Genomic DNA, 26,960 nt, shown 5'->3' on the forward strand with positions numbered 1-26,960 from the left:
ATGCGCACCCCGTCGATCCTGCAGATCGAGGCGGCGGAATGCGGCGCCGCGGCGCTGGGCATCGTCGCCGCCCATTACGGCCGCTGGCTGACGCTGGAGGATCTGCGCGAGCGCTGCGGCATCTCGCGCGACGGCAGCCGCGCCGCCAATCTGGTCCAGGCCGCGCGCGAACTGGGCCTGCAGGCCCGCGGCGTCCGCACCGAGCCGGAGGGACTGCGCGGACAGGCCGGGCCGATGATCCTGCATTGGGGAATGGACCATTTCCTGGTGCTGGAGGGACGGCGCGGGCGCTGGTGGTATCTGAACGACCCGGCGCGCGGCCGGCGCCGCGTCGACGATGCCGAGTTCCGCCGCCAGTTCACCGGCATCGCCCTGCTGATGGCGCCGGGGCCGGAGTTCCGCAAGGGCGGTTCGGCGCCCAGCGCGCTGCGCGGCCTCGCCCGGCGGCTGCGCAAATCCTGGAGGGCGGTGTGGTTCGCCGCCGCGATCAGCCTCTTGCTGGCGATCCCCGGCATGCTGTTCCCCGCCTTCCGCCAGATCTTCATGGACAGCGTGCTGGTCGGCGGGCTGGCCGACTGGATGACGCCGCTGATCGGCGCGATGATGATGGTCGGCGCGGTCACGCTCACCTTCACATGGCTGCAGAAAAGCGTACTGCACCGGCTGGAGACCCGTCTGGCCCTGCTGGGCGGCATCGGCTTCATGGAGCGGGTGCTGCGGCTGCCGATGGGGTTCTTCGGCCAGCGCGGGCCGGCGGCGGTCGCCGACCGCATCATGCAGAGCGACCGGCTGGCCGAGCTGCTGGCCGGCGAGATCGGCGGCTGCCTGTTCGCCATCCTGACCGCGCTGACCTATCTGGCGGCGATGGCCTTCTACCAGCCGGCGCTGGCGCTGGTCGCCGTGGCCGCCGCCGCCAGCCTGGCGCTGGCGCTGGCCCTGCTGTCGCGCCAGCTGGAGGAGGGCCAGCAGCGTCTGCTGAACGAATCGGCGCAGGAGGGCGCCGACGCCAAGCAGGGGCTGCGCATGATCGAGACCTACCGCGCCGCCGGGGCGGAGCGGCTGCTGTTCGAGCGGCTGGTCGCCCGCCATGCCCGCGTGCTGAACATCCGCCAGTCGCTGATGCTGCGCCGCGCCGTGCTGCGGCTCTTGCCGGCCTTCGTCGGCGGGGTGGCGTCGGCCGCCGTGGTCACCGTCGGCGGCGGCATCGTCGCGGAAGGCGGCATGACCATCGGCGCCATGATGGGATTCATGGTGCTGATGTCGGCCTTCCTGGCGCCGGTGTCGCGCCTCGTCCAGCTCGGCGCCCGCATCCAGGAGGCGCGCTCCTATCTGCGCCTGCTCGACGACACCATGCAGCATCCCATCGCCGAGGAATTCCGGCAGCCGCAGCCGCAGCAGGCCCCCGCCGTGCTGCGCCGGCTGACCGGGCGGATCGAGCTGCGCGACGTGACCTTCGGCCATTCCCGCCGGGCGCCGCCGCTGATCCGCGGCCTGTCGCTGACCATCGAGCCGGGCGAGCGGGTCGGGGTGGTCGGCGGCTCCGGCTCCGGCAAATCGACGCTGGCGCTGCTGACCGCCGGGCTTTACGAACCCTGGTCGGGCGAGGTGCTGCTCGACGGCAAGCCGCTGCGCGAGATCCCGCGCCGGGTGCTGCGCCAGAGCGTGCAGGTCGTCGATCAGAACGTGACGCTGTTCGAAGGCAGCGTGCGCGACAACATCGCCCTGTGGGATCCGACGGTGTCGGACGAGCGGCTGTTCGCCGCCGCCCGCGACGCGGTGATCCACGACATCATCATCGACCGCCGCGACGGCTATGCCTCCCCGGTCAGCGAAGGCGGAGCCAACCTGTCCGGCGGCCAGCGCGCCCGCATCGAGATGGCGCGCGCCCTGGTGCAGAACCCGCGCATCCTGGTGATGGACGAGGCGACCGCCGCGCTGGACGACCACACCCAGGCGCAGCTGCTGTCCAACCTGCGCCGCCGGGGATCCACCATGCTGGTGATCGCCCACCGGCTGACGGCGATCCGCGACTGCGACCGGGTGCTGGTGATGCAGAGCGGCGAAATCGTCGAGTCCGGTCCGCCGGCCGAGCTGGCGCGCCGCGCTGGTGCCTTTTCCTCGCTGATGCTGAGCATGGCCTGACCGGATGAGCCGCAGATGACGACAGCAGCCGAAGCCGCCCTGCCGGAATCCGACATCCAAGAGGTGTCCGGCGCTCCCGTCATCGCCTTCCAGCAGCCGGCCGTGGCGCTGGAGCCTGCCGGATCGATCTGGTTCCTGGAGGAGGGCGAGGCCGACATCTTCGCCGTCGCCGCCATGGGCGCCAACGCCGGCTCCCGCCTGTTCCTCGGCCGGTTGCCGGCGGGCAGCCTGCTGGTCGGCATCGATGCCTTCATGCAGGAGTTGATCGCCGTTCCGGCGGCCGGGTCGCGGCTGGAGGCCGTCGCCGACCCGCTGGAGGAGATCGAGCCGGACGCCCTGCTGGCCGGGATGGAGGCGTGGTCGTCCACCCTGATCTCCGGCATCGCCGCCATCCTCTGGCATCCCGACCGCATCGACCGGCAGGCCCGCAGCGGCATGGCGGTCGAACTGGCGGACGGGCAACTGGCGATGGTGCAGGAAGCCGGGTTGTGGTGCGCGGTGCCCGCCCCCGGCGCCCTGCTGCTGGAGCAGGAGATCGTCCAGGGCATCATGCCGCTGCCGCCGCGCGCGTGGCTGAAGGCGGCGGGGCCGATGCGCATCGTCTTCGGCCGCCGCCCGCTGCCGCGCGACCTGCCCGCCGCCCTTACCGGCATCCATGCGCTGACCGCGGCCTGCGGCGAAATGCTGATGGGCGCCCGCGGTCTGGCCGAAGCCGACGAGGCCGGCCGGCTGTCGCTGCGCAGCGCGCGCGAGGCGGAGGAGGGCGAGCGTTTCGTCCATCTGGCCGGGCGCCTGCTCGACCATGCCCGCAAGGCGCCGGCGCCGGCGGACGGCGGCCATCACGATCCGCTGTTCACGGCGATGAGCGCGGTCGCCGCCCGCACCAACCCCCGCCTGCGGCTGCGCCGGCCGACTCTGCTGCGCGAACGCGACCTCGACGTGCAGCCGACGATGGAGGAGATCGCCCGCGCCTCCGGCCAGCACATGCGGCCGGTGACGCTGACGGCGGGCTGGTGGCGCCGCCCGCTCGGCCCGCTGGTCGGCGCGACGCTGGACGGCCGGCCGGTGGCGCTGCTGCCGAAAGGGCGCGGCTACGAGCTGCTGGCCGGCGAGGGCGCCAGGCCGGTCCGCATCACCGCGCCGGTCGCCGCCGGACTGTCGCCGTCGGCCTGGACCATGGTCGAACCGCTGCCCGACCGGCCGCAGACCGTCGGGTCGCTGATGCGGTTCGTCCGCACCCCGCCGGCCTTCTGGCTGCTGACGCTTGCGGTGGCGGCGCTGGGCGCGCTGCTCGGCCTCGCCAGCCCGTTCGGGATGAAATTCGCCTTCTCGTCGCTGGTGCCGGCGCGCGACCATGGCGGCCTGCTGGAGCTTGGCATCCTGCTGGGCTGCGTCGCCGCGGTGACGCTGGTGATCCAGCTCGTCGGCGAGGTGACGCGGCAGAGCATGCAGACCATGCGCGAGGCCGGACTGCATGCCGGCCTGTGGGACCGGGTGCTGCGGCTGCCGATGCCGGTGCTGCGCCAGCATTCGGCCGGCGACATGGCGGCGCGGGTGGGGATGGCGATGGCCCTGCCGCTGGCCGCCCAGGGCTTCACGGTCGCCGGTATCGGGACCGGCGCGGTGCTGGTTGCCAGCATCTTCGCGATGGCGTCCTTCCATGGCGCCGGCGCGGTGGTTGCGGTGCTGGCGCTGGCGGTGCAGCTGGGGCTGGCGGTCCTGTCGGCGGTGCTGCGGGCGCGGGTCTACAAGGTGGGGGAGGCGCTGAGCGGGCAGGCCGATTCCCTGGCGATGCAGTTCCTGACCGGCATCGCCAAGCTGCGTCTGGCCGCCGCCGAGCATTGGGCGCTGACCCATTGGTCGGAGCGCTTCATCGGCATGCGCGAGAAGCGCATGGAGGTGCAGGAGATCGAAGGGCGGATGGCGGCGGTCAACTCCGCCCTGCCGGTGCTGGCGATGGCGGCGCTGTTCCTGGTCTTCCATTCCGCCGGGACCGACAGCGCCAGTATCGTCGCGATGATGACCGCCTATATGATCGCCAACGGCGCGGCGGCGGCGCTGGGCGACGGGTTCGGCGCCTTCTACCAGATCTACGCCGCCCGCGCCTTCGCCGATCCGGTTCTGCAATGCGCGCCGGAGCCGGCGCTGGGACGGATCGACCCCGGCCGGCTGTCCGGCCAGATCGCGGTCAGCGGCCTGTACTTCAATTACGCCCAGGCGGAAACTCCGGTGTTCGCCAACCTGAACCTCTCCATCGCCGCCGGCGAATATGTGGCGATCCTCGGCCGGTCGGGCTGCGGCAAGTCCACGCTCGTCCGGATCCTGCTGGGGCTGGAACGGCCGCGGGTGGGCAGCGTCACCTATGACGGCAACGATCTGTCCTCGCTCGATCTCGGACTGTTGCGGCGACGGGTCGGCACCGTGCTGCAGGGTGCGCAGCTGCCGCCCGGCGCGCTGATCGACGTGGTCCGCGGCCTGAGCGAGGCGACCGAGGCGGAAATCTGGGATGCGCTGGCGGCATCGGCCATCGCCGACGAGATCCGGGCGATGCCGCTGGGCGTGCGCACGCCCATCGCCGATGCGTCGCGCACGCTGTCGGGCGGGCAGGTGCAGCGGCTGCTGCTTGCCCGCGCGCTGGTGACCAAGCCCGACGTCCTGATCCTCGACGAAGCGACCAGCGCGCTGGACAACGCCACCCAGGCGGCGACCATCCGCACCCTGACTTCGCTCGACTGCACGCGGATCGTCATCGCCCACCGGCTGGAAACCATCCGGGGCGCCGACCGCATCCTGATTCTGGACGGCGGCCGCGTTGCCCATGCCGGGCGTTTCGCCGACCTGCAGGCCCGCGGACTGCTGGGCGCGTAGCGCGTTCGGGCCGCCGGCGCTCCAATCTTCCTCGACGCCGAGTCTTCTCCAACGGCGGCTGCCGGGCGCAGCCGCCGATGCCATGCGCGTGGCCGATGACAAATCCGTTTGTTTAGGAACGGATCTTTCGCTATCATAATGCGCGTAAAGCAATCGCATATCAATTAAAAATTCCGGGAATGGCTGCCCGCCGACTGGCTCGGGCGGAACGCTCCCGCTCGGCCCACCCGAGTCCTTCGGCCCACCCGAGTCTTTTGGAAAGAGACATCCCATGGCCCTGCACCGCTGGTTTTCCGACCGGAAACTGGTTCATAAGCTGCTGATCCCGGCGGTCCTGCTGCTTGCCGTCATGGGCAGCGTGGTCTGGACCGCGCGGTCGGCGCTGGTCGACCTGACCGCCTCCACCAGCCGGGTGACCGACGTGGTGGCCGGCCGGCTGTCGGCGGCGCTGGCCATCCAGTCGGCCATGGGCGACGCGATGGATGCGGAATCCAACGCACTGGTCGGCGGCACGCGCGAGCGCATCGACGCCGCCTTCGCGACCTACAAGTCGAACATCGGCACGGCGCTGACCGCCATCGACCGGCTTGCCGCCGCCTATGACGCCCCGGCCGACCGCGAGGCGATCGCCGGCATCAAGTCCATCGTCGGCGAGTATGAGCGGGTGTCCGAGAAGGCGGTCGAACTGGCGCGGGCCTATGACACCGACAGCGCCATCCGCGTGTCGATCGACGTCGGCCGCCCGGTCCGGCAGAAGTTGACAATGGCGTTGACGGAGCGGGTGGAGCGCAGCCTGGAGGAGACAAGGCGCGCCCAGGAGCGGGCCCAGGCATTGTCCTCCGGCGTCATGGCCCGTCTGTACGGGGTCGCGGGCGTCGGCCTGCTGGTCGCCTTCGGCCTGTTCGGCGCCATCATCGTGGCCTTCGTCGTCCGGCCGCTGCACCGGCTGGTCGCCGACATGACCGCCATCGCCGACGGCAATCTCGCGGTCGACATCCAGGGCGCCGGGCGCGGGGACGAGGTCGGGCTGCTCGCCCGCGCGCTGCAGGTGTTCAAGAGCAACGGCCTTGCCATGCAAGCGCTGCAGGAGGAGCGGGACGCGCAGAAGCTACAGGCCGAGCGCGACCGGCAGGCCGGCATGCGGGCGCTGGCCGACCGCTTCGACGCCGACGTGCAGGACGTGGTGCAGGCGGTGGCGTCGGCCGCGCGCCATCTGCGCGGCAACGCCGAGACCATGACCGCCATCGCCTCGCGCACGACGGAGCAGGCATCGTCCGTCGCCGCCACCACGGCGCAATCCTCCGCCAACGTCGCCACCGTCGCCGCGGCGTCGGAACAGCTCGGCAGTTCCATCGGCGAGATCGGCCGGCAGGTCAACGCCGCCGCCGCCATCGCCCGCAACGCGGTGGAGGAGGGCGAACGGACCAATGCGCTGGTCACCCGGCTGGTGCAGGCGGCCCAGAGGATCGGCGACGTCGTCAGCCTGATCCAGAACATCGCCAGCCAGACCAACCTTCTGGCCCTGAACGCCACCATCGAGGCGGCGCGGGCGGGGGAGGCCGGCAAGGGCTTCGCCGTCGTGGCGCAGGAGGTGAAGGCGCTGGCCACCCAGACCGCGCAGGCGACCGAGGAGATCGGCAGCCAGATCGCCGAGATCCAGACGGTGACGGACGGAACGGTGACCGCGATCCAGACCATCGGCCGCACCATCAACGACGTCGATTCCATTGCCGGCGCCATCGCCGCCGCGGTGGAACAGCAGACCGCGGCCACCCAGGAAATCGGCCGCAACATCCAGCAGGCGGCCCAGGGAACCCAGCTGGTGACCGGCAACATCGCCGAGGTCAGCAATTCCGCCGGTCAGGTCGGTCAGGCCGCCGGGGAAGTGCTGGGCGCCGCCGACAGCCTGTCCCGCGATTCCGACCGCCTGCGCGAGCGGATCCAGGCCTTCATCGGCGAGGTCCGCGCGGCCTGAGGCCGGCGACGCTGACGCGGTGGTGGCGGCGTCAGCCGCGCTTTCCGGCGCGGGACGCCGCCACCATGGCGAAGAACTGCGCCTCGTCGATGATGTCGGGCTTGCCGTATTTGGCGCGCCGGGCGGCGGCGGTGTCCAGCTTGGTGGCGCCGGGGGCGTGGCCGACGACGAGATAGTCGGTGTCCTTGCGGACGCTGTGATGCCAGATTCCGCCCAGCGCCAGGATGCGGGCCATCACCGCCTCGCGCGACAGGCCGGTCAGTTCACCGGTGACGGCGAAAGCATGCCCATCGATGCCGTGCGTGATGGGAGCGGCCGATTGCCGGACCACCGACGGCGGGTCGATCTGGTTGGTCGGCGCCAGATGGGGAACCGCCAGCATCTCGGCGCTGCCGAGGATCATCTTCTGGAACAGGCGGCTGGTGATCTCGGCGTCGACGAAGGCGCCGTGGAAGCGCGCCCGGATGCCGACATCGATGCCGAACAGCGTCGCCACCGCGTCGAGCGACGCGCGTCCGGCCACCTGCGCCCGCGCATGTTGCATCGTGCAGACCGATTGGCCCGGCGCCCAGGGAAGGCCGCAGAGTTGGAACTCGTGCCGCAGAAAGTCGATGTCGAAGCCGACATTGTGGCCGACCAGCACCGCGCCGTCGAGGAAGTCGCGAACGTCCCGGGCGACGCTGTGGAAGGGATCCTGGTGGCGCAGCAGGTGATCCGGCAGCCCATGCACCCTCAGCGCATGCGGGTTCGACTTGCGCCCCGGATTGAAGATGAGGCTGAGGCAGCGGCCGGTCGGCGTCGCCTCCGCCAGTTCGATCGCGGCGAAGCTGACCATGCGGTCGCCGCCGGCCGGCGACAGCCCGGTGGTCTCGCAGTCGATCACGACGAAACGGCGGGCGGATGATTGCGTCGGTGTGGGCTTCGCCGCCGCCGGACGGGCACGCACTGCATCGATCAAACGGCTCATGACCTCTCGCCCCGGGGGCAGGACGGCCCTGCCACGTCAAACACGCGCCGACTATAGGCGGGCCCGCCACCGCAGGTCGAGAGTCCGTGCCGTCGCAGGACAGGCATCCCGGATGGCTCGCCCGCATGGCGCCCAACTCGGCCGCCCGACCAAAAATTCGGTCTCTATGCAAAAAGTGGATTGTTGGCGTGCCAATCACAGAGTATCATATTTCAGTTGTTGTAATCGAATAGCAATTACTTAAACAGACACCATGCAGATCAAGGAGATCGCGTGTGGACGTGATCGCTGAGCTGTCGGGCCTGATCGGCGCCGACGCCGTTCTGACATCAAAATCCGATCTCGAGGGCGCGACGGAGGACTGGCGCGGGCGTTACCGCGGGCCGGCCCTCTGCCTCGTCCGGCCGTCGAACGCCGAGCAGGTGGCCGCGGTGGTGCGCTGCTGCGCCCGGCGCGGGATTCCGCTGCTGCCGCAGGGCGGCAACACCAGCCTGTGCGGCGGCGCCACCCCGTCGGAGACGGGACCGGCGCCGGTCATCCTCAATCTGGCGCGCATGCGCGCGGTCCGCGGCATCGACCCGGTCAACAGCACGATGGAGGTCGAGGCCGGCTGCGTGCTCGCCACCGTGCAGGAAGCGGCTGCGGCGGCGGGACGGCTCTATCCGGTCAGCCTGGGCGCGGAGGGCTCCTGCCAGATCGGCGGGACCATCGCGACCAACGCCGGCGGCACCTCGGTCCTTCGCTACGGCAACACGCGCGACAATGTGCTGGGGCTGGAGGTGGTGCTGGCCGACGGCACGATCTGGTCCGGCCTGTACGGCCTGCGCAAGAACAACACCGGCTACGACCTGAAGCACCTGTTCATCGGGTCGGAAGGCACGCTCGGCATCATCACCGCGGCGACGCTGAAGCTGCACCCGCTGCCGACGCGCCATGCCGTCGCCTGGGTCGGGATCGCGGATCCGGCCGACGCGCTGACCCTGCTGACCCGCGTGCAGGAACGCTGCGGCGCCCGGCTGTCTGCCTTCGAGATGATCAACCGCCTCCAGCTCGATCTGGTGGTGGAGCAGGTGCCGGGCCGCCGCAGCCCGATCGAGACGCCGGCCGACTGGCATGTCCTGATCGAACTGTCCGACAACAGCGACGGCGACGCGCTGGACATGGAACTTCAGCTGATCCTGGAGGACGCCTTCGGCGACGGGCTGCTGACCGACGCGGCGCTCGCCGCCAGCGACGCCCAGCGCCACGCCATGTGGGAGGTGCGCCACAGCGTGTCGGAGGCCAACAAGAAGGCCGGCGTCGGGCTGACCACCGACTGCGCGGTGCCGCTGTCGGCCGTGCCCGCCTTCATCGACGCCGCGACTGCCGCGGTGCAGGCGCTGGTGGCCGACCTGCCGGTGATCGTCGTCGCCCATCTCGGCGACGGCAACGTCCACTTCATCCCCTTCTTCACCTTCGACGCCTGGAATGCCGTGGGGAATGCGGTCGCCGATCGCGAAGCTATGGCCGCCGCCATCCGCCACGCGGTGAACGACGAGGCCGCCCGGCTGCACGGCACCTTCAGCGCCGAGCACGGCGTCGGCCGCGTCCAGCTGGGCGAGATGGCGCGCTACAAGCCCGCCGCCGAACTGGCGCTGATGCGCGCGGTGAAGCAGGCGCTGGACCCGCAGAACCTCTTCAATCCCGGCCGCCTGCTGCCGCCGGGCTGAGCCCGCCTTCCGTCCATTCTTCCGCCGTTCCTTCGCCGTTCCGGCCCACCAAGAGGAGTTCCGACATGAGCATCCGCCAATCCGGTTGGTCCCGCCGCACCCTGCTGAAAGCCGGCGCCGTCGGCGCATCCGCCCTTGCCATGCCGGCGATCTGGAGCCCGGCGCGTGCGCAGAACAAGCGGATCGTCGTGCGCGACGACGGCGGCATCTACACCAAGGCCTATGGCGAGGTGTTCTACAAGCCCTTCACCGCGGCGACCGGCATCGAGGTGGTCGGTGTCCAGGCGAATGCGGAGCCGACGGCGCAGATCCGCTCGATGGTGGAAGCGAAGTCCTACACCTGGGACATGGCGAAGATCAGCCAGCCGGCCATCCTGATGCTGACCGGCGGCGACAAGCCGCTGCTGGAGAAGCACGGGCTGGAGGCCGACCCGGCCGTCGCCTCCATCCCCAAGCAGTACATGTCGGAATACGGCGTCGGCACCAACGTCTACACCACGGTGCTGGCCTACCGCACCGACGCCTTCAAGGGTCGCAAGGCGCCGGCCTCGTGGAAGGACTTCTACGACGTCGCCAACTTCCCCGGCCGCCGCGCCCTGCGCAAGCACCCGTTCGACACCATCGAGCAGGCGCTGATGGCCGACGGCGTGCCCACGGGCCAAGTCTATCCCTGCGACCTCGACCGCGCCTTCAAGGCGCTGGACAGCATCAAGAAGGACATCGCGGTGTTCTGGACCAGCGGCGCGCAGGTCGAACAGATGCTGCTGTCCGGTGAAGTCGACATGGTCCCGACCTGGGTATCGCGTCCGCAGGCCGCCATCGCCGCCGGCGCGCCGGTCGGCATCGTCTGGGACCAGAACATCTGGGGCCTGGACAGCTGGGCGATCCTGGCCGGCACGCCGAATGCCGACGCCTGCCGCCAGTTCATCAAGTTCTCTTCCGATCCCAAGCGGCAGGCCGAGCTGGTGAAGTTCTTCCCGGCCGGCGTGACCCAGCCCGACGCCTTCAAGCACATCGACGCCAAGATCGCCGCCGACTGCCCGACCTTCCCGGCCAACATCGAGCGCGGCGTGCAGATCAACGCCGACTATTGGCTGAAGAACCAGCAGAAGGGTCTGGAGCGCTACAACGCCTGGCTGCTGAGCTGAGGCTAAGCCTCGGTTTTGCCCCCTCCCTAGCCCTCCCCCACCTTCGGTGGGAGAGGGAACTCCGCCGCTCTGCGACCAACTCCCTCTCCCGCCCAGCGGGGGAGGGTTGGGGAGGGGGCGACAGGCTCCGGCCCCACCTCCCATCCCCCCTTCGGCCCCACCCCCTTCGCGAGGAGGCGCGCATGTCTTCTTCCAGCCTTTCCGTCCAGGGCCTTGCCAAGCGCTACGGCGACTTCGTGGCGCTCGCCCCGACGGATCTCGTCGTCGCCGACGGCGAATTCCTGACGCTGCTCGGCCCGTCGGGCTCCGGCAAGACGACGCTGCTCAGCCTGCTGGCCGGGCTGGTGCCGCCCGACGAGGGAAGCGTGCGCATCGGGTCGCAGGACGTCACCTATGCCCCGCCTTACGAGCGGGACATCGGCGTGGTGTTCCAGAACTACGCGCTGTTCCCGCACATGACCGTCGAGGAGAACATCGCCTTCCCGTTGAAGATGCGGAAGGTGGCGGCGGCCGAGGCCAAGCGGCGCGCGGGCGAGGCGCTGGAGATGGTGCATCTGCCGCACATCGCCGGCCGCTACCCGCGCGAGCTGTCGGGCGGCCAGCAGCAGCGCGTCGCGCTGGCCCGCTGCATGGTCTACAAGCCGTCGATCATCCTGATGGACGAGCCGCTGGGCGCGCTCGACAAGAAACTGCGCGAGCACATGCAGCTGGAGATCAAGCGCCTGCACCGCGAGCTGGGAACGACGGTCGTCTACGTCACCCACGACCAGGAAGAGGCGATGACGATGTCCGACCGCATCTGCCTGATGAATGCCGGGCGGATCGAACAGCTGGGCACGCCGGCCGATTTGTATTTCCGTCCGCGCTCGCTGTTCGTCGCCGATTTCCTGGGCGAATCCAACATCCTGCCCGCCGCCCTGCGTGGCCGCAGCGGCGACGAGGTGGAGATCGGGCTGGGCACGCTGGGCGTTCCCGGGCGGGCGCTCGCCAACGGCAACGACCTGCCGCCGGGCAGCGAGGTGCGGGTGATGGTGCGTCCGCAGAACCTGACGGTCGCGCGCGGGGCCGGAAACGCTGTCGGCGGCCTGCAGGGCCGTGTGTCGGAGGTGATGGTCACCGGCAGCCTGACCAAGGTCTACATGGAGCCGCTGGACGGAAAGCTGCCGCCGCTGGTCGCCGCCTTCCCCACCCGCAACGAGACCGACGCGGTGCGCATCGACGATGTGCTGACGCTGTCCTGGAGCGGTCGTGACGCCGTGGTGATCGCCGATATGACCGCCGACAGGGCCCGCGCGGCCGGGACGGCGTGAGATGAGCGGACAGTCCCTGGCCATGACCCACGTCCCCGGCGCCAAACGCCATTCGCCCCCGCCCGCCTGGCGCAAGCCGGTGCTGATGGGCGCACCGCTCGTCCTGCTGCTCGTCGCCTTCCTGGTCTTCCCGGTCGGGCAGCTGCTGGCGCTCAGCGTCTACAACGGGCAGGGCTTCACGCTGGCGCCCTATGCGCAGCTGTTCGCCTCCAGCCTCTACGTCACCGTCCTGTGGATCACGCTGAAGATCTCGCTGGCGACGACGCTGGTGGCGGTGGTCGCGGCCTATCCGGTCGCCTACCTGATCTCCATCGCCAAGGGACCGGCGAAGAGCCGGCTGATCTTCTGGGTGCTGCTGTCCTTCTGGACCAGCTTCCTGGTGCGCGCCTTCGCCTGGGTCGTCATCCTCGGCCGCAACGGCGTCGTCAACAGCACGCTGATGTCGCTGGGCATCATCGACAGCCCGGCCGACCTGCTCTACGGCTTCGGCGCGGTGCTGGTCGGCATGGTGCACGCCATGCTGCCGCTGGCGGTGATGACCATGCTGGCGGTGATGGAGAACATCGACCGCACCCTGCCGCGCGCCGCCGGCACGCTGGGAGCAAAGCCCGGCACCGCCTTCTGGACCGTCTATTTCCCGCTGTCGCTGCCGGGCGTCGCCGCGTCGGCGATCATGGTCTTCGTGTCGGCCATCGGCTTCTTCATCGTGCCCGCCCTGTTGGGCGGCCGGAAGGAGACGATGATCACCCAGCTGATCATCGATCAGGTGCAGCAGACGCTGAACTGGGGGCTGGCCGGCGCAATCTCGGTCCTGCTGCTGACCGTCGTGCTGGTGGTGTTCGTGCTGTACGACCGCGTCTTCGGCTTCGCCTCGCTGACCGGGGAGAGCGCCGTGGTGCGCAACCGCGACACCGCCATGCGGCGGCTGGGCGGGCGCGTGCTGGCGGCGCTGGGATCGGCCAGCGATGCGCTGATCGGCCTGATGCCGCGCCGCCATCCGCTCCGCGGCCGTGCCGAGCGTCCGCTGGCGCTGACCGCCTTCGTCTGGCTGCTGCTGGTGCTGATCAGCCTGCCGGCCTTCCTGATGATCCCGCTGTCCTTCGGCAAGGGCGGGCTGGCCTGGCCGCCGTCGGGCTTCACGCTGCAATGGTACCAGCAGCTGCTGGACTCGCCGATCTGGATGCAGGCGCTGTGGCGTTCCATCGTCGTGGCCTTCGGCACCGGTCTGCTGTCGATGGCGATCGGCGTTCCCGCCGCCTTCCTGATGGTGCGCGGGCGGATGCGGGGCAAGGGCGCCATGCTGGCCTTCATCCTGTCGCCCATCGTCGTGCCGCGCATGATCATCGCCGTCGGCATGTTCTATGTCTTCGCCCAGATGGGGCTGGTCGGCACGATCCTGGGTCTGGTCATCGGCCACACGGTGGTCGCCGTGCCCTATGTCGTGATGACGATGATGGCGGTGCTGCGCAACTACGACACCCGGCTCGACCTTGCGGCGCAGAGCCTGGGCGCCCGGCCGCTGGCGGCGCTGCGGCACGTCACCTTCCCGATCCTGGGGGCCGGCATGCTGTCCTCCTTCCTGTTCGCCTTCGCCACCTCCTTCGACGAGCTGACCATCTCGCTGTTCTCGTCGGGCGGGCTGAGCGCCACGCTGCCCAAGCAGTTCTGGGACGAGGTGACGCTGCAGGTCTCCCCCGTCATCGCGGCGGTGTCGACCGGGCTGCTGCTGTTCGTCGCCACCCTGATCTTCGTCGCGGACCGGCTGCGGCGGCGCAGCCTCGCCGGCTGAGACCGGCTCCCCAACCGCTTATCACCACCCGCTTCTTCCAAGGACAAGACATGCTTGACGCCACGAAGCTTCGCGGCATTCTGCCCGCCACCCCGACGCCGGTGACCGCCGACGGCACCATCGACGTGGCGGCCTCTAGCGCGCTGTTCTCCTGGCTGTTCCGCCAGGGCATCGACGGGCTGGTCCCGCTCGGCGGCACCGGCGAATACGGCGCGCTGGCGAAGGACCAGCGCATCCGCTTCGCCGAACTGTCGGTCGAGGCGATGGCGGGGGCCGGGGAAAAACGCGGGCCGGTGATCGCCGGGGTGCTCGACACCGGCTATTACGATGCGCTGGCCGCCGGCCGCGATTTCGCGGCGGCGGGGGTGGACGGGCTGCTGGTGCTGACCCCCTACTACACCAACCCGACGCAGGCCGGCATCCGCGACTATTTCCTGCGCTATGCCGACGAATCGCCGGTGCCGATCCTGATCTACGAGATCCCCTACCGCACCCGCATCGCCATCGATCCGGAGATCCTGCACGAGCTGTCGCGGCACGAGCGGATCGTCGGCATGAAGGCCTGCAACACCGACATGTACCATTTCCTGCGGACGGTAGCGGGGGTCGACTCCTCCTTCGCGGTGCTGAGCGGCGAGGACACGCTGTTCCCGCTGCAGGTGGCGGCCGGGGCCAGGGGCGGCATCGTGGTGACGGCCAACCTGCTGCCGCGGGCGTGGCGTCTGATCTTTGACCTCGCCTCCACCGGCAAGCTGGACAAGGCGCTGGAGATCCACCGCTCGCTGATCCCGATGATGAACCTCGCCTTCGCCGAGACCAACCCCGGCCCGATGAAGGCGGTGATGGATCTGGTCGGCGTGCATGCGCCGGCGATGCTGGCGCCGCTGCGCGAGCCGGCCGAGCCGCTGAAGCAGGCGCTGCGGCGCGAGCTGTCGCGCCTGCTGGTCACCTATGAGGGAATGCCGGCCGCCCAGCCGGCATGACGGGTGGCAACCGCGCGGCGCGTGGCAATCGGTCCGCCGGATGCTATGCGTTAGCGCGGAAGGCGCCGGGCGATGGCGTGAAGGCGCTGGCCCGGTCGGATGAGGAAGTCTTGGGGGATTGCCGATGACGCGGACAGCAGGACGGATGCCGAAGGCGCAAGGGTCCGTGACGGAAACAGGCCCGGCCGCGGCGGCAGCGGAGCCGGACACGAAGAAGGCCGACCCGCGCGAATCCTCGCTGTTCGTCGGCTCGACCGAGAAGACCTTCCAGATCCTGCACGCCTTCGACGGGCCGCACCGGCAGATGCCACTGTCGGAGATCGCCAAGGCCGCCAACCTGGACCGCAGCGCCGCGCAGCGGCTGGTCTACACGCTGGAGGTGCTGGGCTATCTGCGCCGTGTCCACGGCACGCGCAACTATGCGCTGACGCCCAAGCTGCTGCAGTTCTCCTACAACTACCTGCGCGCCAACGAACTGATCGAGAAGGCGTTTCCCTACCTTCTGGACATCAGCCGCAGCGTCGGCGAGACCACCAACCTGCAGGAGCTGGACGGCGCCGAGATCGTCTTCGTCGCCCGCTTTCCCGGCAAGCATCTGGTCAACATCGAGTTCATGGTCGGCAGCCGCCTGCCCGCCTATTACACGGCGTCCGGCACCGCCATCCTGTCGCGTCTGTCGGAGGAGGAGCGGGAGGACATCCTGGCCCGCACCGACCTGCGCCCGCTGACCCCCTTCACCGTCTGCGACCCCGACCGTCTGCGCGCCCGCGTGCGCGAGGCGGGGGAGAAGGGCTATGCCCTGCTGATCAACGAGACGGTGATGGGCGACATCTCCGTCGGCGCCGCCATCACCGACGAGCATGGTCGCGCCGTGGCCGGCCTCAGCATCTCCGTCCCGGCCACGCGCTGGACGCCGGAGCAGGTCGAGCGGGAACTCGCCCGCCATGTGCAGGTGGCCGCGGCCTCCATCTCCGTCCACAAGTTCGGCAGCTATTCCAGATAACGCGTCCTTTCCCGCGGGAGGCGGTGATCCGATGGCGGCCCATCAGGCATGCCTGAACATCGACGAACTGCGGCATCAGGCCCGCCGCTTCCTGCCGCGCGGCCTGTTCGAGTATATCGACCGCGGCACCGAGGACGAGACCGCCCTGCGCCGGCTGCGCGACGGCTTCGATCATGCCGAACTGACGCCGCGTGTGCTGGTCGACTGCGCCGACCGCCACACCGGCGTGACGCTGTTCGGCCGCGAGCGCCCGCTGCCCTTCGTCATCGCGCCCACCGCCGCCGCCGGTCTGGTCCGTTATGACGGGGAGGTTCTGCTGGCGCGGGCCGCCCGTGCCGCCGGCATTCCCTTCTGCGTGTCGACCCAGTCGATCACCAGCATCGAGGCCATCGCCGAGGCCGGGGCCGAACTGTGGTTCCAGCTTTATGTCTGGCGCGACCGCAGCCTGACCCATGCCCTGCTCGACCGCGTCGCCGCCTGCGGCGTCGATACGCTGATCCTGACGGTTGACACCGCCGTTTCGCCGAAACGCGAGTACAACCGGCATAACGGCTTCACCGTGCCGGTCACGCCGTCCCTGCGCGGCGCCCTGGACGTGGCGCGCCATCCGGCCTGGGCGGGCGGGGTGCTGCTGCGCCTGCTCGCTGACGGCGGCTGGCCGGGATACGCCCATTATCCACCGCAGTTCCGCACCCGCATCAGCGACGCCGCCGCCCACGACCCGATCCGGCTGTGCGACCGGGTGAACTGGGACGACGTGGCGGAGCTGCGCCGCCGCTGGCAGGGCCGGATCATCCTCAAGGGCCTGCTGGCGCCGGCGGATGCGCTGCGCGCGGCCGGGACCGGGGTCGAGGCCGTCGTGGTGTCCAACCATGGCGGGCGCAACCTGGACTGCGCGCCCTCGCCGCTTGGCGTTCTGCCGCGGATCATGGACGCGGTCGGCGACCGGATGACGGTGCTGGCCGACAGCGGCGTGCGGCGCGGCAGCGACGCTGCTGGCCGCAGGTGCTGCGGCGGTTCTGCTCGGCAGGGCGCCGCTGTTCGGGCTGGCGGCCGGTGGACAGGCGGGGGCGGAACACGCGCTGGCGATCCTGCGGGACGAACTCGACCGGACCATGGCGCTGCTCGGCTGCCGGACGGTCGCCGACCTGCGGCCGATCCGCTGAACCGGCTCAGTGATTGTCTCTAGCCTTTTGATTTGCCGTGCGATTCACGCTTCAGACGATTCCGTCTGAACCGATCGCACTCTAGCTGACCAGCCCGGCGGCCAGATTGACGCCCAGCGCCAGCACCGCGGTGTTGAACAGGAAGGACAGGGCGCCGTGCATCAGCACCAGGCGGCGCATGCCGGCGCCGCGGGTGGTCACGTCGGACACCTGCGCGGTCATTCCGACGGTGAAGCTGAAATAGAGGAACTCCAGGTAGTCCGGCGCGTCGTTGCCGGGAAAATCCAGGCTGCGCTCCCGGTCCGCTTCGCCGTCCAGCCAGTATTCATGGGCGTAATGCTGGGCGAAGAAGACGTGCAGGAAGCCCCAGGACAGCAGGACCGTCACCCCCGACAGGACCGCCGCCACGCCCTCGTGCGGGGAGCCCTTGGCCGACACCAGTTCCGCCACGATGGCGACCAGGGCAGCGAGCGAGGCCAGAACCGCCCCGGCCAGCACCCCCCATTTGCCGGGATCGAGCAGCTTCGCCCGCCGGCGCATGGAGGCCACAGTGGCCCGGTTCATCAGGATGCTGGCCAGCAGGATGTAGACGGCGACCCCGCAATCCCAGCCGATCAGCACTGCGGTGGTCGGCCGCAGCCAGACGGCGGCGGCGCACCCGGCCAACAGGGCGATCGCCAGCGCCCCGCTGAGCGACGGGCGGTTGCGCAGATGGGTCAGGCTGCCGCGCATCTCGACTCCGACGATTGCCTGCAGCCGAGGCTGCAGCGCTTCAGTTGGAGGCGGGATAGAGCGGAAGCAAGGTCTGCTGGCGGCGCTGATAGCGGACCAGCTCCAGCGCGGTCAGCGGCCGGGCACCCTGGGCGCGGCAGGCGTCGGCGACCTCGAACATCAGCGCCTGCTGGTGGAACAGGGTCGCGTAGGCGTCGCCCAGCCTGAATTCCGGATCCCACATGTGGATGGCCTCCGCCCCGGCGCCGTTGACCTCGATGATGCGGAAATCCTCGCCCACCGCCAGCCGCTCCACCGAGGCGAAGCGGACGTCGAATCGGCCGAAATGGAAGCCCGGCATCTCGTCGGCGATCTCGTCGAAGCGGGCGGTCAGCGTCGCCGTGACATGGCCGCAGGCATCCTTGTAGAGGCCGCCGACGCGGCTGCTGCCGACCAGCGACAGCCGAACCGTGCGGCCCGCCTCCGGCACCTCGTCCAGCCGGTCGGCCAGCGCCTCGTGGTGGAGGTCCGCCTTCCAGGAGGCGCGCGGGTCGGCGGCGATCAGCTGGCGCAGGGTGGAGCGGCCGTCGCCGACCACATGCGGGTAATAGCGGAAGGTCATGGAGAAGATGCGCCCGTGCCGCTCCCCCGGCTTGCGGACGTAGAAGATGCCGGCTTCGCCGGCATAGGGCACATGCTCCTGCAGGATCAGCCGGACGTCGGCCGGGAAGCCGCGGAGATAGGTGCAGAGATCGGCGGCATCGCGCACCAGCCGCACGCCGATGCCGCGCCAGCCGATGTCCGGCTTGGCGACCAGCGGGAAGGACAGCCCGGCGCCGGACGCCAGCGACTCCAGCTGTGTCGGGGTCAGCGACGGGCGGTTGACCAGGGCGACGGATTTCGCCGCCCATTTGCGCGCCTGCGGCCCGATCAGGTCCATGCAGGCGATCTTCGACTCGCCCAGCAGGCCGCCGGCCTCGATCGACGGGTTGGCGGCGGTCGGCAGCGTCAGGCTGCGGTGGCGGATGCCGAGCGCGAACCACTGCGCCACCAGCGGTATGTAGAACAGCAGCGGCGGAATGCGCTCCGCCCAGCCGATGGTGGGGGCGCCGGCCGGCACCACCGGCAGGCCGGGCAGGACGATGGCGCGCGGGGTCGGGCTGCCGTGCAGCGCATCGCGCAGGGCGTCGGGCAGCAGCGGTTCCAGCGCCGCCCGGATGCGGGCGAACAGCGCGCGGACGACGGATTGCGCCCGCTTGGTCCGCAGGATCATCAGCAGCGCGGCACAGCCGATGCCGATCACCTGCACCTGGATCGCCGCCGCTTCGAGCGACGAGGTCATCAGCGTCAGCAGCAGCCCGACATGCACCCCGGCGGTCGCCAGCGTGATGGCGATGAAGCGCAGGAACGGCACCCGCATCACGCCGCAGGCGAAATAGGTCGGGAACAAGACGCCGGGCACCAGCCGGCAAGTCACCAATGTCGGCAGCAGGTTCCTCTGCAAGGCTCCGCGGCAGCGTTCAAGCATAGGCCCTTCGGTCCGCCGCCGGATCCATGACACCCGCAGCGACAATAGTCCGAGGACATAAATGAACAAATCGCCGATAACAATCCCACACAGCAGCGTGATGGCGGTCACGCCAATGCTGACCGTGCCGACGCTGACGAGGCTCGCTCCAACCGCAATTGCAACGTCTTCGTGCAGAAGCGTAAGCAAAGCAAGGCCCAGCAACAGGGGAAAACCGGCGAAAGCGGTTATTGGTTGCAATGCAGCAAACACGTGCGGGGTGTCCGTTGGGTAGGGGGCGGTTACGGTGCCGTCGGCAAAATTGCATAGGAAATGGTAAGCTTCACGTTAAAACTTTTATGGAACCGTGCGACATAGCGACTGTTTCCTTTGGACCATATCAAAACGATATGGGGATGATAGAAAATATGTGTTTGCAGCTATGGCGCCGGCGCGGCACAGTGCGTCCCAATAAATGACCGGCCAAAAGACCACCGACGGCCGAACCGCCACCCGACCAGGAGACGCACCGTGCAGAGCATCCAGTGGGACGACGCCTTCCTCCTTGAAGCCCAACTGACCGAGGATGAGAAGCTGGTGCGCGACAGCGCCCGCGCCTACTGCCAGGACCGGCTGCAGCCGCGCGTCATCTCCGCCTTCCGCGAGGAGCGGTTCGACCGTGAGATCATGACCGAGATGGGCGAGCTGGGCCTGCTCGGGCCCACCATCCCGGAGGAATATGGCGGGCCGGGCGTCAGCCATGTCGCCTATGGTCTGGTCGCCCGCGAGGTGGAGCGGGTGGACAGCGGCTATCGCTCGGCGATGTCGGTGCAGTCGTCGCTGGTCATGCACCCGATCTACGCCTATGGCAGCGAGGAGCAGAAGAAGAAGTGGCTGCCGCGGCTGGCCACCGGCGAACTGATCGGCTGCTTCGGCCTGACCGAGCCGGACCACGGCTCCGACCCCGGCGGCATGAAGACCCGCGCCACCAAGGTCGACGGCGGCTATCTGCTGTCGGGCTCCAAGATGTGGATCACCAACTCCCCCATCGCCGACCTCGCCGTCGTCTGGGCGAAGTCGGACGCCCATGACAACAAGATCAAGGGCTTCGTGGTGGAGCGCGGGACCAAGGGCTTCTCCACGCCCAAGATCGAAGGCAAGCTGTCGCTGCGCTCGTCCATCACCGGCGAGATCGTGCTGGACGAGGCCTTCGTCCCCGACGAGAACCTGCTGCCCAACGTGTCGGGGCTCGGCGGTCCGTTCGGCTGCCTGAACAAGGCGCGCTACGGCATCGCCTGGGGCGTGCTGGGCGCGGCGGAGTTCTGCTGGCACGCCGCCCGCCAGTACACGCTGGACCGCAAGCAGTTCGGCCGTCCGCTGGCCCAGACCCAGCTGGTCCAGAAGAAGCTGGCCGACATGATGACGGAGATCACGCTGGGCCTTCAGGCCTGCCTGCGGGTCGGCCGCATGATGGACGACGGCAGCTGGTCGCCGGAGGCGATCTCGCTGATCAAGCGCAACAACTGCGGCAAGGCGCTCGACATCGCCCGCGTCGCCCGCGACATGCACGGCGGCAACGGCATCTCCGAGGAGTTCCAGGTCATCCGTCACATGGTGAACCTGGAGACGGTGAACACCTACGAAGGCACCCACGACGTCCACGCCCTGATCCTGGGCCGGGCGCAGACGGGCCTGCAGGCGTTCTTCTAAACGGGAAGTCCATCCCCTTTCCCGCCTCTCGTGCCAACGCATGCGTTGCCGGCGGCATCGGGCGGATCTCAGATCCGTCCGGTGCCGGGGAGAGGAAGGGAGCCGGCGTGATGCGGCGGATGCGCGGGGACCTTGCGGGAATCGGTGTGGTTGCGGATTCCCGGAGCAAGCCCCTCTTCTCTGCTGACACCGGCTTCCTTTGTCCCGAGGCGGGAATTTTTCAACTGTGTGCCGGGCGTTCCAGAGGACTCAGCCGGTTCACCCCAAAAACTACTTCAGAATTGGGGTGACTGTCGGCGCGGTATATAGACAATCCACTCCCTTTTCTTCCGCTGTGGTCTGTCAAGGCTGAGGTATTCTTTCCAATTCGGCGCATGCCGATTTGGGAGGAATTTCCATGGCAACCTGGACTCCTGATCCCAGCTTCTACCCCTCGCCACGCATGGCGATGCAGGCTCCATCGGAACGGCTGGCCTATGTGGCGATGCTGAATGTCGGAGGGGGGCCGGATGCGCTGGGGGTGGTCGATGTCGATCCATCCTCGGCCAGCTACGGCCGGCTCCTCCGGCGGGTCGACATGCCGAACGTCGGCGACGAGCTGCACCATTTCGGCTGGAACGCCTGCAGTTCCGCCCTGTGCCCCTACGCCCCGCATCCGCATGTTGAGCGGCGCTACCTGATCGTGCCCGGGCTGCGGTCTTCGCGCATCCACATCCTGGACACCAAGCCCGATCCGGCCAGCCCCAGGATCGTCAAGGTCATCGAGCCGGAGGAACTCGCGGCGCGCGCCAATTATTCCCGCCCGCACACGCTGCATTGCGGACCGGAAGGCATCTATGTCAGCGCGCTCGGCAACGGGAAGGGCGATGGTGGCGGACCCGGCGGCGTCTTCCTGATGGATCACGATACCTTCGAGGTGCTCGGCCAGTGGGAGATCGACCGCGGCCCGCAGTTCCTGGCCTATGATGTCTGGTGGCATCTCGGCCAGGACACGCTGATCACCAGCGAATGGGGCACGCCCGACATGATCGAGGACGGGCTGAACCCCGAACTGCTGCTCGGTGCGAAATACGGCCATCAGGTCCATTTCTGGGATCTGCGCAAGCGCCGGCACCGGCAGACCATCGATCTGGGGCCGGAATACCAGCTGGCGCTGGAACTGCGGCCGGCCCACGACCCGACCAAGGCCCATGGGTTCATGAATGCCGTGGTCAACCTGTCGGACCTGTCCTCGTCGATCTGGCTCTGGCATCGCGAGACCGGCGGGAACGGTGACGGCCGGTGGGCCATGCGGAAGGTGATCGACATCCCGGCCGAACCGGCGGACCCGGATCTGCTGCCGCCGATGCTCAAGGGCTTCAAGGCGGTGCCGCCGCTCGTCACCGACATCGACCTGTCGCTGGACGACCGCTGGCTCTACGTGTCCTGCTGGGGCACGGGGGAGATGCGGCGGTACGACGTGTCCGATCCGTTCCAGCCCAGGCTGACCAGCTCGGTGCGGTTGGGAGGGATCGTCGGGCGCAGCCGTCATCCCGGCCGCGATGCCGATGGCGGCGACCTCAACGGCGGCCCGCAGATGGTCGAGGTCAGCCGCGACGGCAAGCGGGTCTACTTCACCAACTCGCTGTACCGGAGCTGGGACGACCAGTTCTATCCGGACGGCATCAAGAGCTGGATGGTCAAGCTCGATGCCGACTCCGATGGTGGCCTGACCATCGACGAGCGGTTCTTCCTGCGCTTCGACGACGAGTTCCGCGGTCATCAGATCCGGCTGGAGGGGGGCGACGCCTCTTCGGATTCCTACTGCTATCCATGACCGAGATCGCACTCTGAGGGACGCCTCTCCATGGATGACCCTTGGCAATGGCTGGCGCTGGCCGGGCTCGGCGCCTTCCATGGAGTAAACCCGGCGATGGGATGGCTCTTTGCCGTGGCGCTGGGCCTTCAGGAGGGGCGGCGGGGCGCCGTCATCAGGGCTCTGCCCCCCATCGCGCTGGGCCATGCCCTGTCGGTGCTGGTGGTGGTGGCGGGATTCGCCATCCTGCAGCTGGTCGTCACGACGGCCCCGCTGAGGCTGGTCACGCCCGCCCTCCTGATCGGTTTCGGCCTCTACCGGCTGGCGCGCGGATACCGCCACCGGCTGCGGGTCGGCATGCGCACCGGCTTTGCCGGGCTGACGCTCTGGTCCTTCCTGATGGCGTCGGCCCACGGGGCCGGGCTGATGATCCTGCCCCTGCTGCTGGGCATGCTGGCGCCGGCGCAGCTGATGGCGCTGTCCCTGTGCGGACCGGGGACGGAGATGACCGGCCCGGTCGCCGCACTGGGATCGGCGGCGGCCGGGCTGGCGGTGGTTCTGGTGCATATGGCGGCGATGCTGGCGGTGATCGCCGTCATCGGGCTGGCGGTCTTCGAAACCGTCGGGCTCGGCATCCTGCGCCGCGGCTGGGTGAATTTCGATCTGCTGTGGGCGGGCGCCCTGATCGGCACCGGGGCGGGATTCCTGCTGCTGGCGTGAGGTCCGTCAGGAACTCACGCCGCCCTCACATCTCCGGTCGCCTGCTGGCGCACCTCCGCCAGGAAGCGGTCGACCTCGGATGCCAGCGCGCGGGTCTGGCCGGACAGGCCGCGGGCGGCGTCCTGCACGCCCAGCGCCGTGCTGCCGGCGCTTTCCGCCGTGTGGGCCAGCGCGGCGATGGTCGCCGACACGTCCTGGGTGCCCAGCGCCGCCATCTCCACCGCCCGCGCGATCTCCTGGGTGGCGGAGTTCTGTTCCTGCACCGATTGGGTGATGGTGCCGGAAATGCCGTCGATCTCGGTGATGGTGCTGCCGATGGCGCCGATGGCCTCGGCCGCCTCGCGGGTCACCGACTGCATGGCGTTGACCTGGGCGGCGATCTCGTCGGTGGCCTTGGCGGTCTGGTCGGCCAGCCCCTTCACCTCGGTCGCCACCACGGCGAAGCCCTTGCCGGCCTCCCCGGCGCGGGCGGCCTCGATGGTGGCGTTCAGCGCCAACAGGTTGGTCTGCTTGGCGATGGCGTGGATCAGCCCGACCACCTGGCCGATGCGCTCGGCATTGGCGATCAGCCCCTGGACGGTGGCGTTGGTCCGGTCGGCATGGGACACCGCCTCGCCGGCGATGCGGGCGGAATGGCCGACCTGCTCGGTGATGCCGCCGATGGAACTGGCGAGTTCGGTCGCCGCCGCCGCGGCGGAGCGGACGTTGGACTGGATGTCGTCGGATTCGCGGGCGACGTTGCGGGTCTGGCTGGACGCCTCGCCCACCACCACCGCCATGCGGTCGGCGCTGTCGGCCATGCCGGACGCCGACTCGGCGATGCCCTCCACCAGACGCTTCACCGTGCCCTGGAAGCGGTCGGCGAGGTCGAGCAGGGCCGCGCGCTTGGCCGCCTCCGCCCTGGCGTCGGCTTCGGCCTGGGCCGCGTGCATGCGCTCGATGGCGCGGGCGTTGTCGCGGAAGACGGTGACCGAGCCGGCCATGGCGCCGATCTCGTCTGAGCGGCCGTTGCCGGGCACCTCGACGGCGGTGTCGCCGTCGGCCAGCTTCGCCATCGCCGCCGACATGGCGCGCAGCGGGCGGATGACGATGCGGCCGAGCAGGACGTTCAGCAAGGCGATCTGCACCACCAGCGCGATCAGGCAGATGGCGATCTGGTTGCGCATCTGGGTGGCGATGGCGTCGATCTGCTGGTCCAGGCTCCAGGCGATCTGCAGGGCGCCGACCAGCCGGTTGCTCTTGCCGGTCACCACCGGCACCGTCACCACGATGTGGCCCTTGGCCGAGCGGGTCTGCGCCCCCTTGCCGGCCAGCACCGCCTCGACCAGATCCTGGTCGGCCTTCAGGTCGTACTTGGCGAAGCGCGGGTTGGAGAAGTCGGCCAGCGTCGCCGATGCCGATGCGGCGCGCAGCGAGGCGAGTTGGACTTCGTGGCTGTCGGCCAGCGGCATGAACTCCGTCTCAATGGAGGCGCCATCGCCCGCGACGAAGCTGGTCTTGGTGGCGTTGGCCAGCATGTCCGTCTTGACGCGGGCGTCGTGCGTGGCGAGCCGCACCGCGTCGTCGTACTGCATCTTGGCCTGCAGCCCCATGATGACGATGAATCCGCCGACGATGGCCGCGACGAAGGCCGCCGTCACCTTCCGCCCGACGCTCCAGAACCGACGCGGCCGGGATGCGGCCGCCTTGTCCACTGCCATGCTCTTGCCCTTCCCATGCCGCCTTCGCGTCGCATCGACCGTCAAGGCATGACGGATCAGCCGCCGGAATGACCGGCGTTCGCTGTCGAAGCGTCAACGAACTGCAAAATTTAAATGGTATTGTAACGGAGCGTCATGGTCTGCGCCATGATCTTCTTCTCTGACTTTCGGATGGTTGCCAGTTGTCATGGCAATCCCAAAGTCGTGGGCGGACGCGTCCAAAGTGAAGACGCCGCCGTTTCATTGACGGAGCGGCGCCTTTCAATGCCGGATATATCGCTAATCCGGCTTCTGTTCTTTTGGTTGTGCGTTGTCCTGGGGTGTCCGGGCTCACTATGGGGACCGGACACCCCAGGATCATAGCGTCTCAGCCGCGGGCCGGATTGCGCTCCCGCCAGCCGAAGGGTCCGGCGGTCTCATAGAGCCACGGATACTGGTTGACCATGCGCCTTGCGATGGCGATGCGATGCGCCGTCAGCGTGATGAGGCCGAGCACCACGGTGTGGACGATGAAGCCCCACGGCGCCAGCAGCTGCTCGCCGAACAGGCCCCAGGCCAGGAAACGGTCGCCCACCCCCAGCAGCAGCGAGTAGGCCAGGACGTTCGACACCGGCTTCCAGCCCTCCGCCAGCGTCTGGCCGGTCAGCACGCCGCAGCCGCCGAACACCAGAAGCGTCAGGAACACGAAGACCGGAACGGAAGAGCCAAGGATCGTCTCCATCTCAATGCCCCCCTTCCAGATAGGCCGACCGCACCTCCGGGTCGGCCAGCAGCTGCGCCCCCGTCCCCGTCATCGTGATCTTCCCCGTCACCATCACATAGGCCCGGTGCGCCAGCTTCAGCGCGTGGAAGGCGTTCTGCTCGACCATGAACACCGTCATCTTCTGTTCCCGGTTGATCTCCTGGATCACCTGGAAGATCTGCTTCACGATCAGCGGCGCCAGACCCAGCGACGGCTCGTCCAGCAGCAGCAGGCGCGGCTGGCTCATCAGTGCACGGCCGATCGCCAGCATCTGCTGCTCGCCGCCCGACATCGTGCCGGCGCGCTGGTTGATGCGCTCCTTCAGCCGCGGGAACAGCGTCAGCACCCGCTCCAGCTCGCGCTCGAAGCTGCCGGGCTGGGCGACGATCGAGCCCATCTGCAGGTTCTCAAGCACCGTCATCCGCGGGAAGATGCGCCGGCCTTCCGGGCTTTGCGCGATGCCGCGCCGCACGATCTCGTGGGTGGGCAGGTCGGTGATGTCCTCGCCCTCGAAGAACACCCGGCCCTGGCGGGCGCGCGGGCTGCCGCAGATCGTCATCAGCAGCGTCGACTTGCCCGCCCCGTTCGCGCCGATCAGCGAGACGATCTCGCCGGCGCCGATCTCGATGTCGATGCCCTTCAGCGCCTCGATGGCGCCGTAAAACGTATGGACGCCCGATACCTTCAACATGGCTCAGGCCCCCTTCTGGGCAAGATTGAGGTCCGCCGCGACTTCCGGCGGCAGCGCTTCGTCTTCGTCCTCGCCCAGATAGGCGCGGATCACCGCCGGGTCGTTCTTCACATGCTCCGGATCGCCGTCGGAAATCTTCCGGCCATAGTCCAGCACCACAACATGGTCGGAAATGCGCATCACCACGCTCATGTCATGCTCGATCAGCAGAACGCCGGTCCGGTGGCCCTGCGGGGTCTGCACATCACGGATGAAGGTCAGGATCTCGGCCAGCTCGCCCGACTCGCGCGGGTTCAGGCCGGCCGCCGGCTCGTCCAGGCACAG

Annotated in this window: 20 protein-coding genes; 13 read left to right on the forward strand and 7 right to left on the reverse strand. The window is 69.1% G+C overall.

The annotated features are described in order from the left end of the window. The 3 genes from FZ938_RS13490 to FZ938_RS13500 all read left to right on the forward strand — a co-directional run bounded on the left by FZ938_RS13490 (window position 1) and on the right by FZ938_RS13500 (window position 6,985). Window positions 1-2,142, forward strand: coding sequence for an NHLP family bacteriocin export ABC transporter peptidase/permease/ATPase subunit (locus tag FZ938_RS13490; RefSeq protein WP_149198991.1), 2,142 nt, complete (start codon window positions 1-3; stop codon window positions 2,140-2,142). A gap of 15 nt (window positions 2,143-2,157) precedes the next feature. Next, window positions 2,158-5,010, forward strand: coding sequence for an ATP-binding cassette domain-containing protein (locus FZ938_RS13495; protein ID WP_149198992.1), 2,853 nt, complete (start codon window positions 2,158-2,160; stop codon window positions 5,008-5,010). 271 nt (window positions 5,011-5,281) lie between these two features. Beyond that, window positions 5,282-6,985, forward strand: coding sequence for a methyl-accepting chemotaxis protein (locus tag FZ938_RS13500; RefSeq protein ID WP_149198993.1), 1,704 nt, complete (start codon window positions 5,282-5,284; stop codon window positions 6,983-6,985). Between the two features lie 31 nt (window positions 6,986-7,016). Here FZ938_RS13500 and FZ938_RS13505 read toward each other — a convergent pair whose 3' ends face one another. Continuing rightward, complete coding sequence (locus FZ938_RS13505) at window positions 7,017-7,952, reverse strand: exonuclease domain-containing protein (RefSeq protein ID WP_149198994.1); 936 nt, start codon at window positions 7,950-7,952, stop codon at window positions 7,017-7,019. Between the two features lie 275 nt (window positions 7,953-8,227). Here FZ938_RS13505 and FZ938_RS13510 point away from each other — a divergent pair, with 275 nt between their 5' ends. From FZ938_RS13510 to FZ938_RS13540, 7 genes are all read left to right on the forward strand, one after another. Next, a complete protein-coding gene (locus tag FZ938_RS13510; protein WP_149198995.1) occupies window positions 8,228-9,661 on the forward strand; it encodes an FAD-binding oxidoreductase in 1,434 nt (477 codons plus the stop codon). Between the two features lie 65 nt (window positions 9,662-9,726). Continuing rightward, window positions 9,727-10,809 carry an ABC transporter substrate-binding protein gene (locus FZ938_RS13515; RefSeq protein ID WP_149198996.1) on the forward strand — a complete coding sequence of 361 codons (1,083 nt, stop codon included), beginning with the start codon at window positions 9,727-9,729 and terminating at the stop codon, window positions 10,807-10,809. Window positions 10,810-10,991: 182 nt separating this feature from the next. After that, entirely contained in the window at window positions 10,992-12,119 is a 1,128-nt protein-coding gene (locus FZ938_RS13520; RefSeq protein ID WP_149198997.1) for an ABC transporter ATP-binding protein, read from the forward strand. A gap of 1 nt (window position 12,120) precedes the next feature. Next, window positions 12,121-13,908, forward strand: coding sequence for an ABC transporter permease subunit (locus tag FZ938_RS13525; RefSeq protein ID WP_149198998.1), 1,788 nt, complete (start codon window positions 12,121-12,123; stop codon window positions 13,906-13,908). A gap of 50 nt (window positions 13,909-13,958) precedes the next feature. Further along, window positions 13,959-14,891 (forward strand): dihydrodipicolinate synthase family protein, encoded by a 933-nt coding sequence (locus FZ938_RS13530; protein ID WP_149198999.1) that lies wholly within the window; start codon window positions 13,959-13,961, stop codon window positions 14,889-14,891. Between the two features lie 166 nt (window positions 14,892-15,057). Then, window positions 15,058-15,894, forward strand: a complete 837-nt coding sequence (locus FZ938_RS13535; protein WP_246457288.1) for an IclR family transcriptional regulator — start codon at window positions 15,058-15,060, stop codon at window positions 15,892-15,894. Between the two features lie 31 nt (window positions 15,895-15,925). Continuing rightward, entirely contained in the window at window positions 15,926-17,083 is a 1,158-nt protein-coding gene (locus FZ938_RS13540; protein WP_425492000.1) for an alpha-hydroxy acid oxidase, read from the forward strand. A gap of 58 nt (window positions 17,084-17,141) precedes the next feature. Here FZ938_RS13540 and FZ938_RS13545 read toward each other — a convergent pair whose 3' ends face one another. Continuing rightward, window positions 17,142-17,792, reverse strand: coding sequence for a DUF1345 domain-containing protein (locus FZ938_RS13545; RefSeq protein WP_149199001.1), 651 nt, complete (start codon window positions 17,790-17,792; stop codon window positions 17,142-17,144). 40 nt (window positions 17,793-17,832) lie between these two features. Continuing rightward, on the reverse strand, window positions 17,833-19,551 hold the full coding sequence (locus tag FZ938_RS13550) for a VTT domain-containing protein (RefSeq protein ID WP_149199002.1): 1,719 nt from the start codon (window positions 19,549-19,551) through the stop codon (window positions 17,833-17,835). Between the two features lie 258 nt (window positions 19,552-19,809). Here FZ938_RS13550 and FZ938_RS13560 point away from each other — a divergent pair, with 258 nt between their 5' ends. The 3 genes from FZ938_RS13560 (at window position 19,810) to FZ938_RS13570 (ending at window position 23,503) form a co-directional block, all read left to right on the forward strand. Continuing rightward, the gene (locus FZ938_RS13560; protein WP_149199004.1) at window positions 19,810-20,988 is read left to right on the forward strand and encodes an acyl-CoA dehydrogenase; all 1,179 of its coding nucleotides are present in this window, start codon (window positions 19,810-19,812) and stop codon (window positions 20,986-20,988) included. 397 nt (window positions 20,989-21,385) lie between these two features. After that, window positions 21,386-22,804, forward strand: coding sequence for a selenium-binding family protein (locus FZ938_RS13565; RefSeq protein WP_149199005.1), 1,419 nt, complete (start codon window positions 21,386-21,388; stop codon window positions 22,802-22,804). A 30-nt stretch (window positions 22,805-22,834) separates the two neighbouring features. Further along, on the forward strand, window positions 22,835-23,503 hold the full coding sequence (locus FZ938_RS13570; RefSeq protein WP_149199006.1) for a hypothetical protein: 669 nt from the start codon (window positions 22,835-22,837) through the stop codon (window positions 23,501-23,503). 14 nt (window positions 23,504-23,517) lie between these two features. On the opposite strand, the gene FZ938_RS13575 is transcribed toward FZ938_RS13570, so the two are convergent. From FZ938_RS13575 to FZ938_RS13590, 4 genes are all read right to left on the reverse strand, one after another. Further along, window positions 23,518-25,203: a methyl-accepting chemotaxis protein gene (locus FZ938_RS13575; RefSeq protein ID WP_149199007.1), complete on the reverse strand. Its 1,686-nt coding sequence runs from the start codon at window positions 25,201-25,203 to the stop codon at window positions 23,518-23,520. A 367-nt stretch (window positions 25,204-25,570) separates the two neighbouring features. Continuing rightward, window positions 25,571-25,924 carry a DUF6867 family protein gene (locus FZ938_RS13580; protein ID WP_149199008.1) on the reverse strand — a complete coding sequence of 118 codons (354 nt, stop codon included), beginning with the start codon at window positions 25,922-25,924 and terminating at the stop codon, window positions 25,571-25,573. Between the two features lies 1 nt (window position 25,925). Beyond that, the gene (locus tag FZ938_RS13585) at window positions 25,926-26,636 is read right to left on the reverse strand and encodes an ABC transporter ATP-binding protein (RefSeq protein WP_012978041.1); all 711 of its coding nucleotides are present in this window, start codon (window positions 26,634-26,636) and stop codon (window positions 25,926-25,928) included. Window positions 26,637-26,639: 3 nt separating this feature from the next. Next, a partial coding sequence (locus FZ938_RS13590; protein ID WP_486187576.1) for an ATP-binding cassette domain-containing protein occupies window positions 26,640-26,960 on the reverse strand: 321 nt, incomplete at its 5' end.

The organism is Azospirillum oryzae (assembly GCF_008364795.1).
Taxonomy (GTDB): domain Bacteria; phylum Pseudomonadota; class Alphaproteobacteria; order Azospirillales; family Azospirillaceae; genus Azospirillum; species Azospirillum oryzae.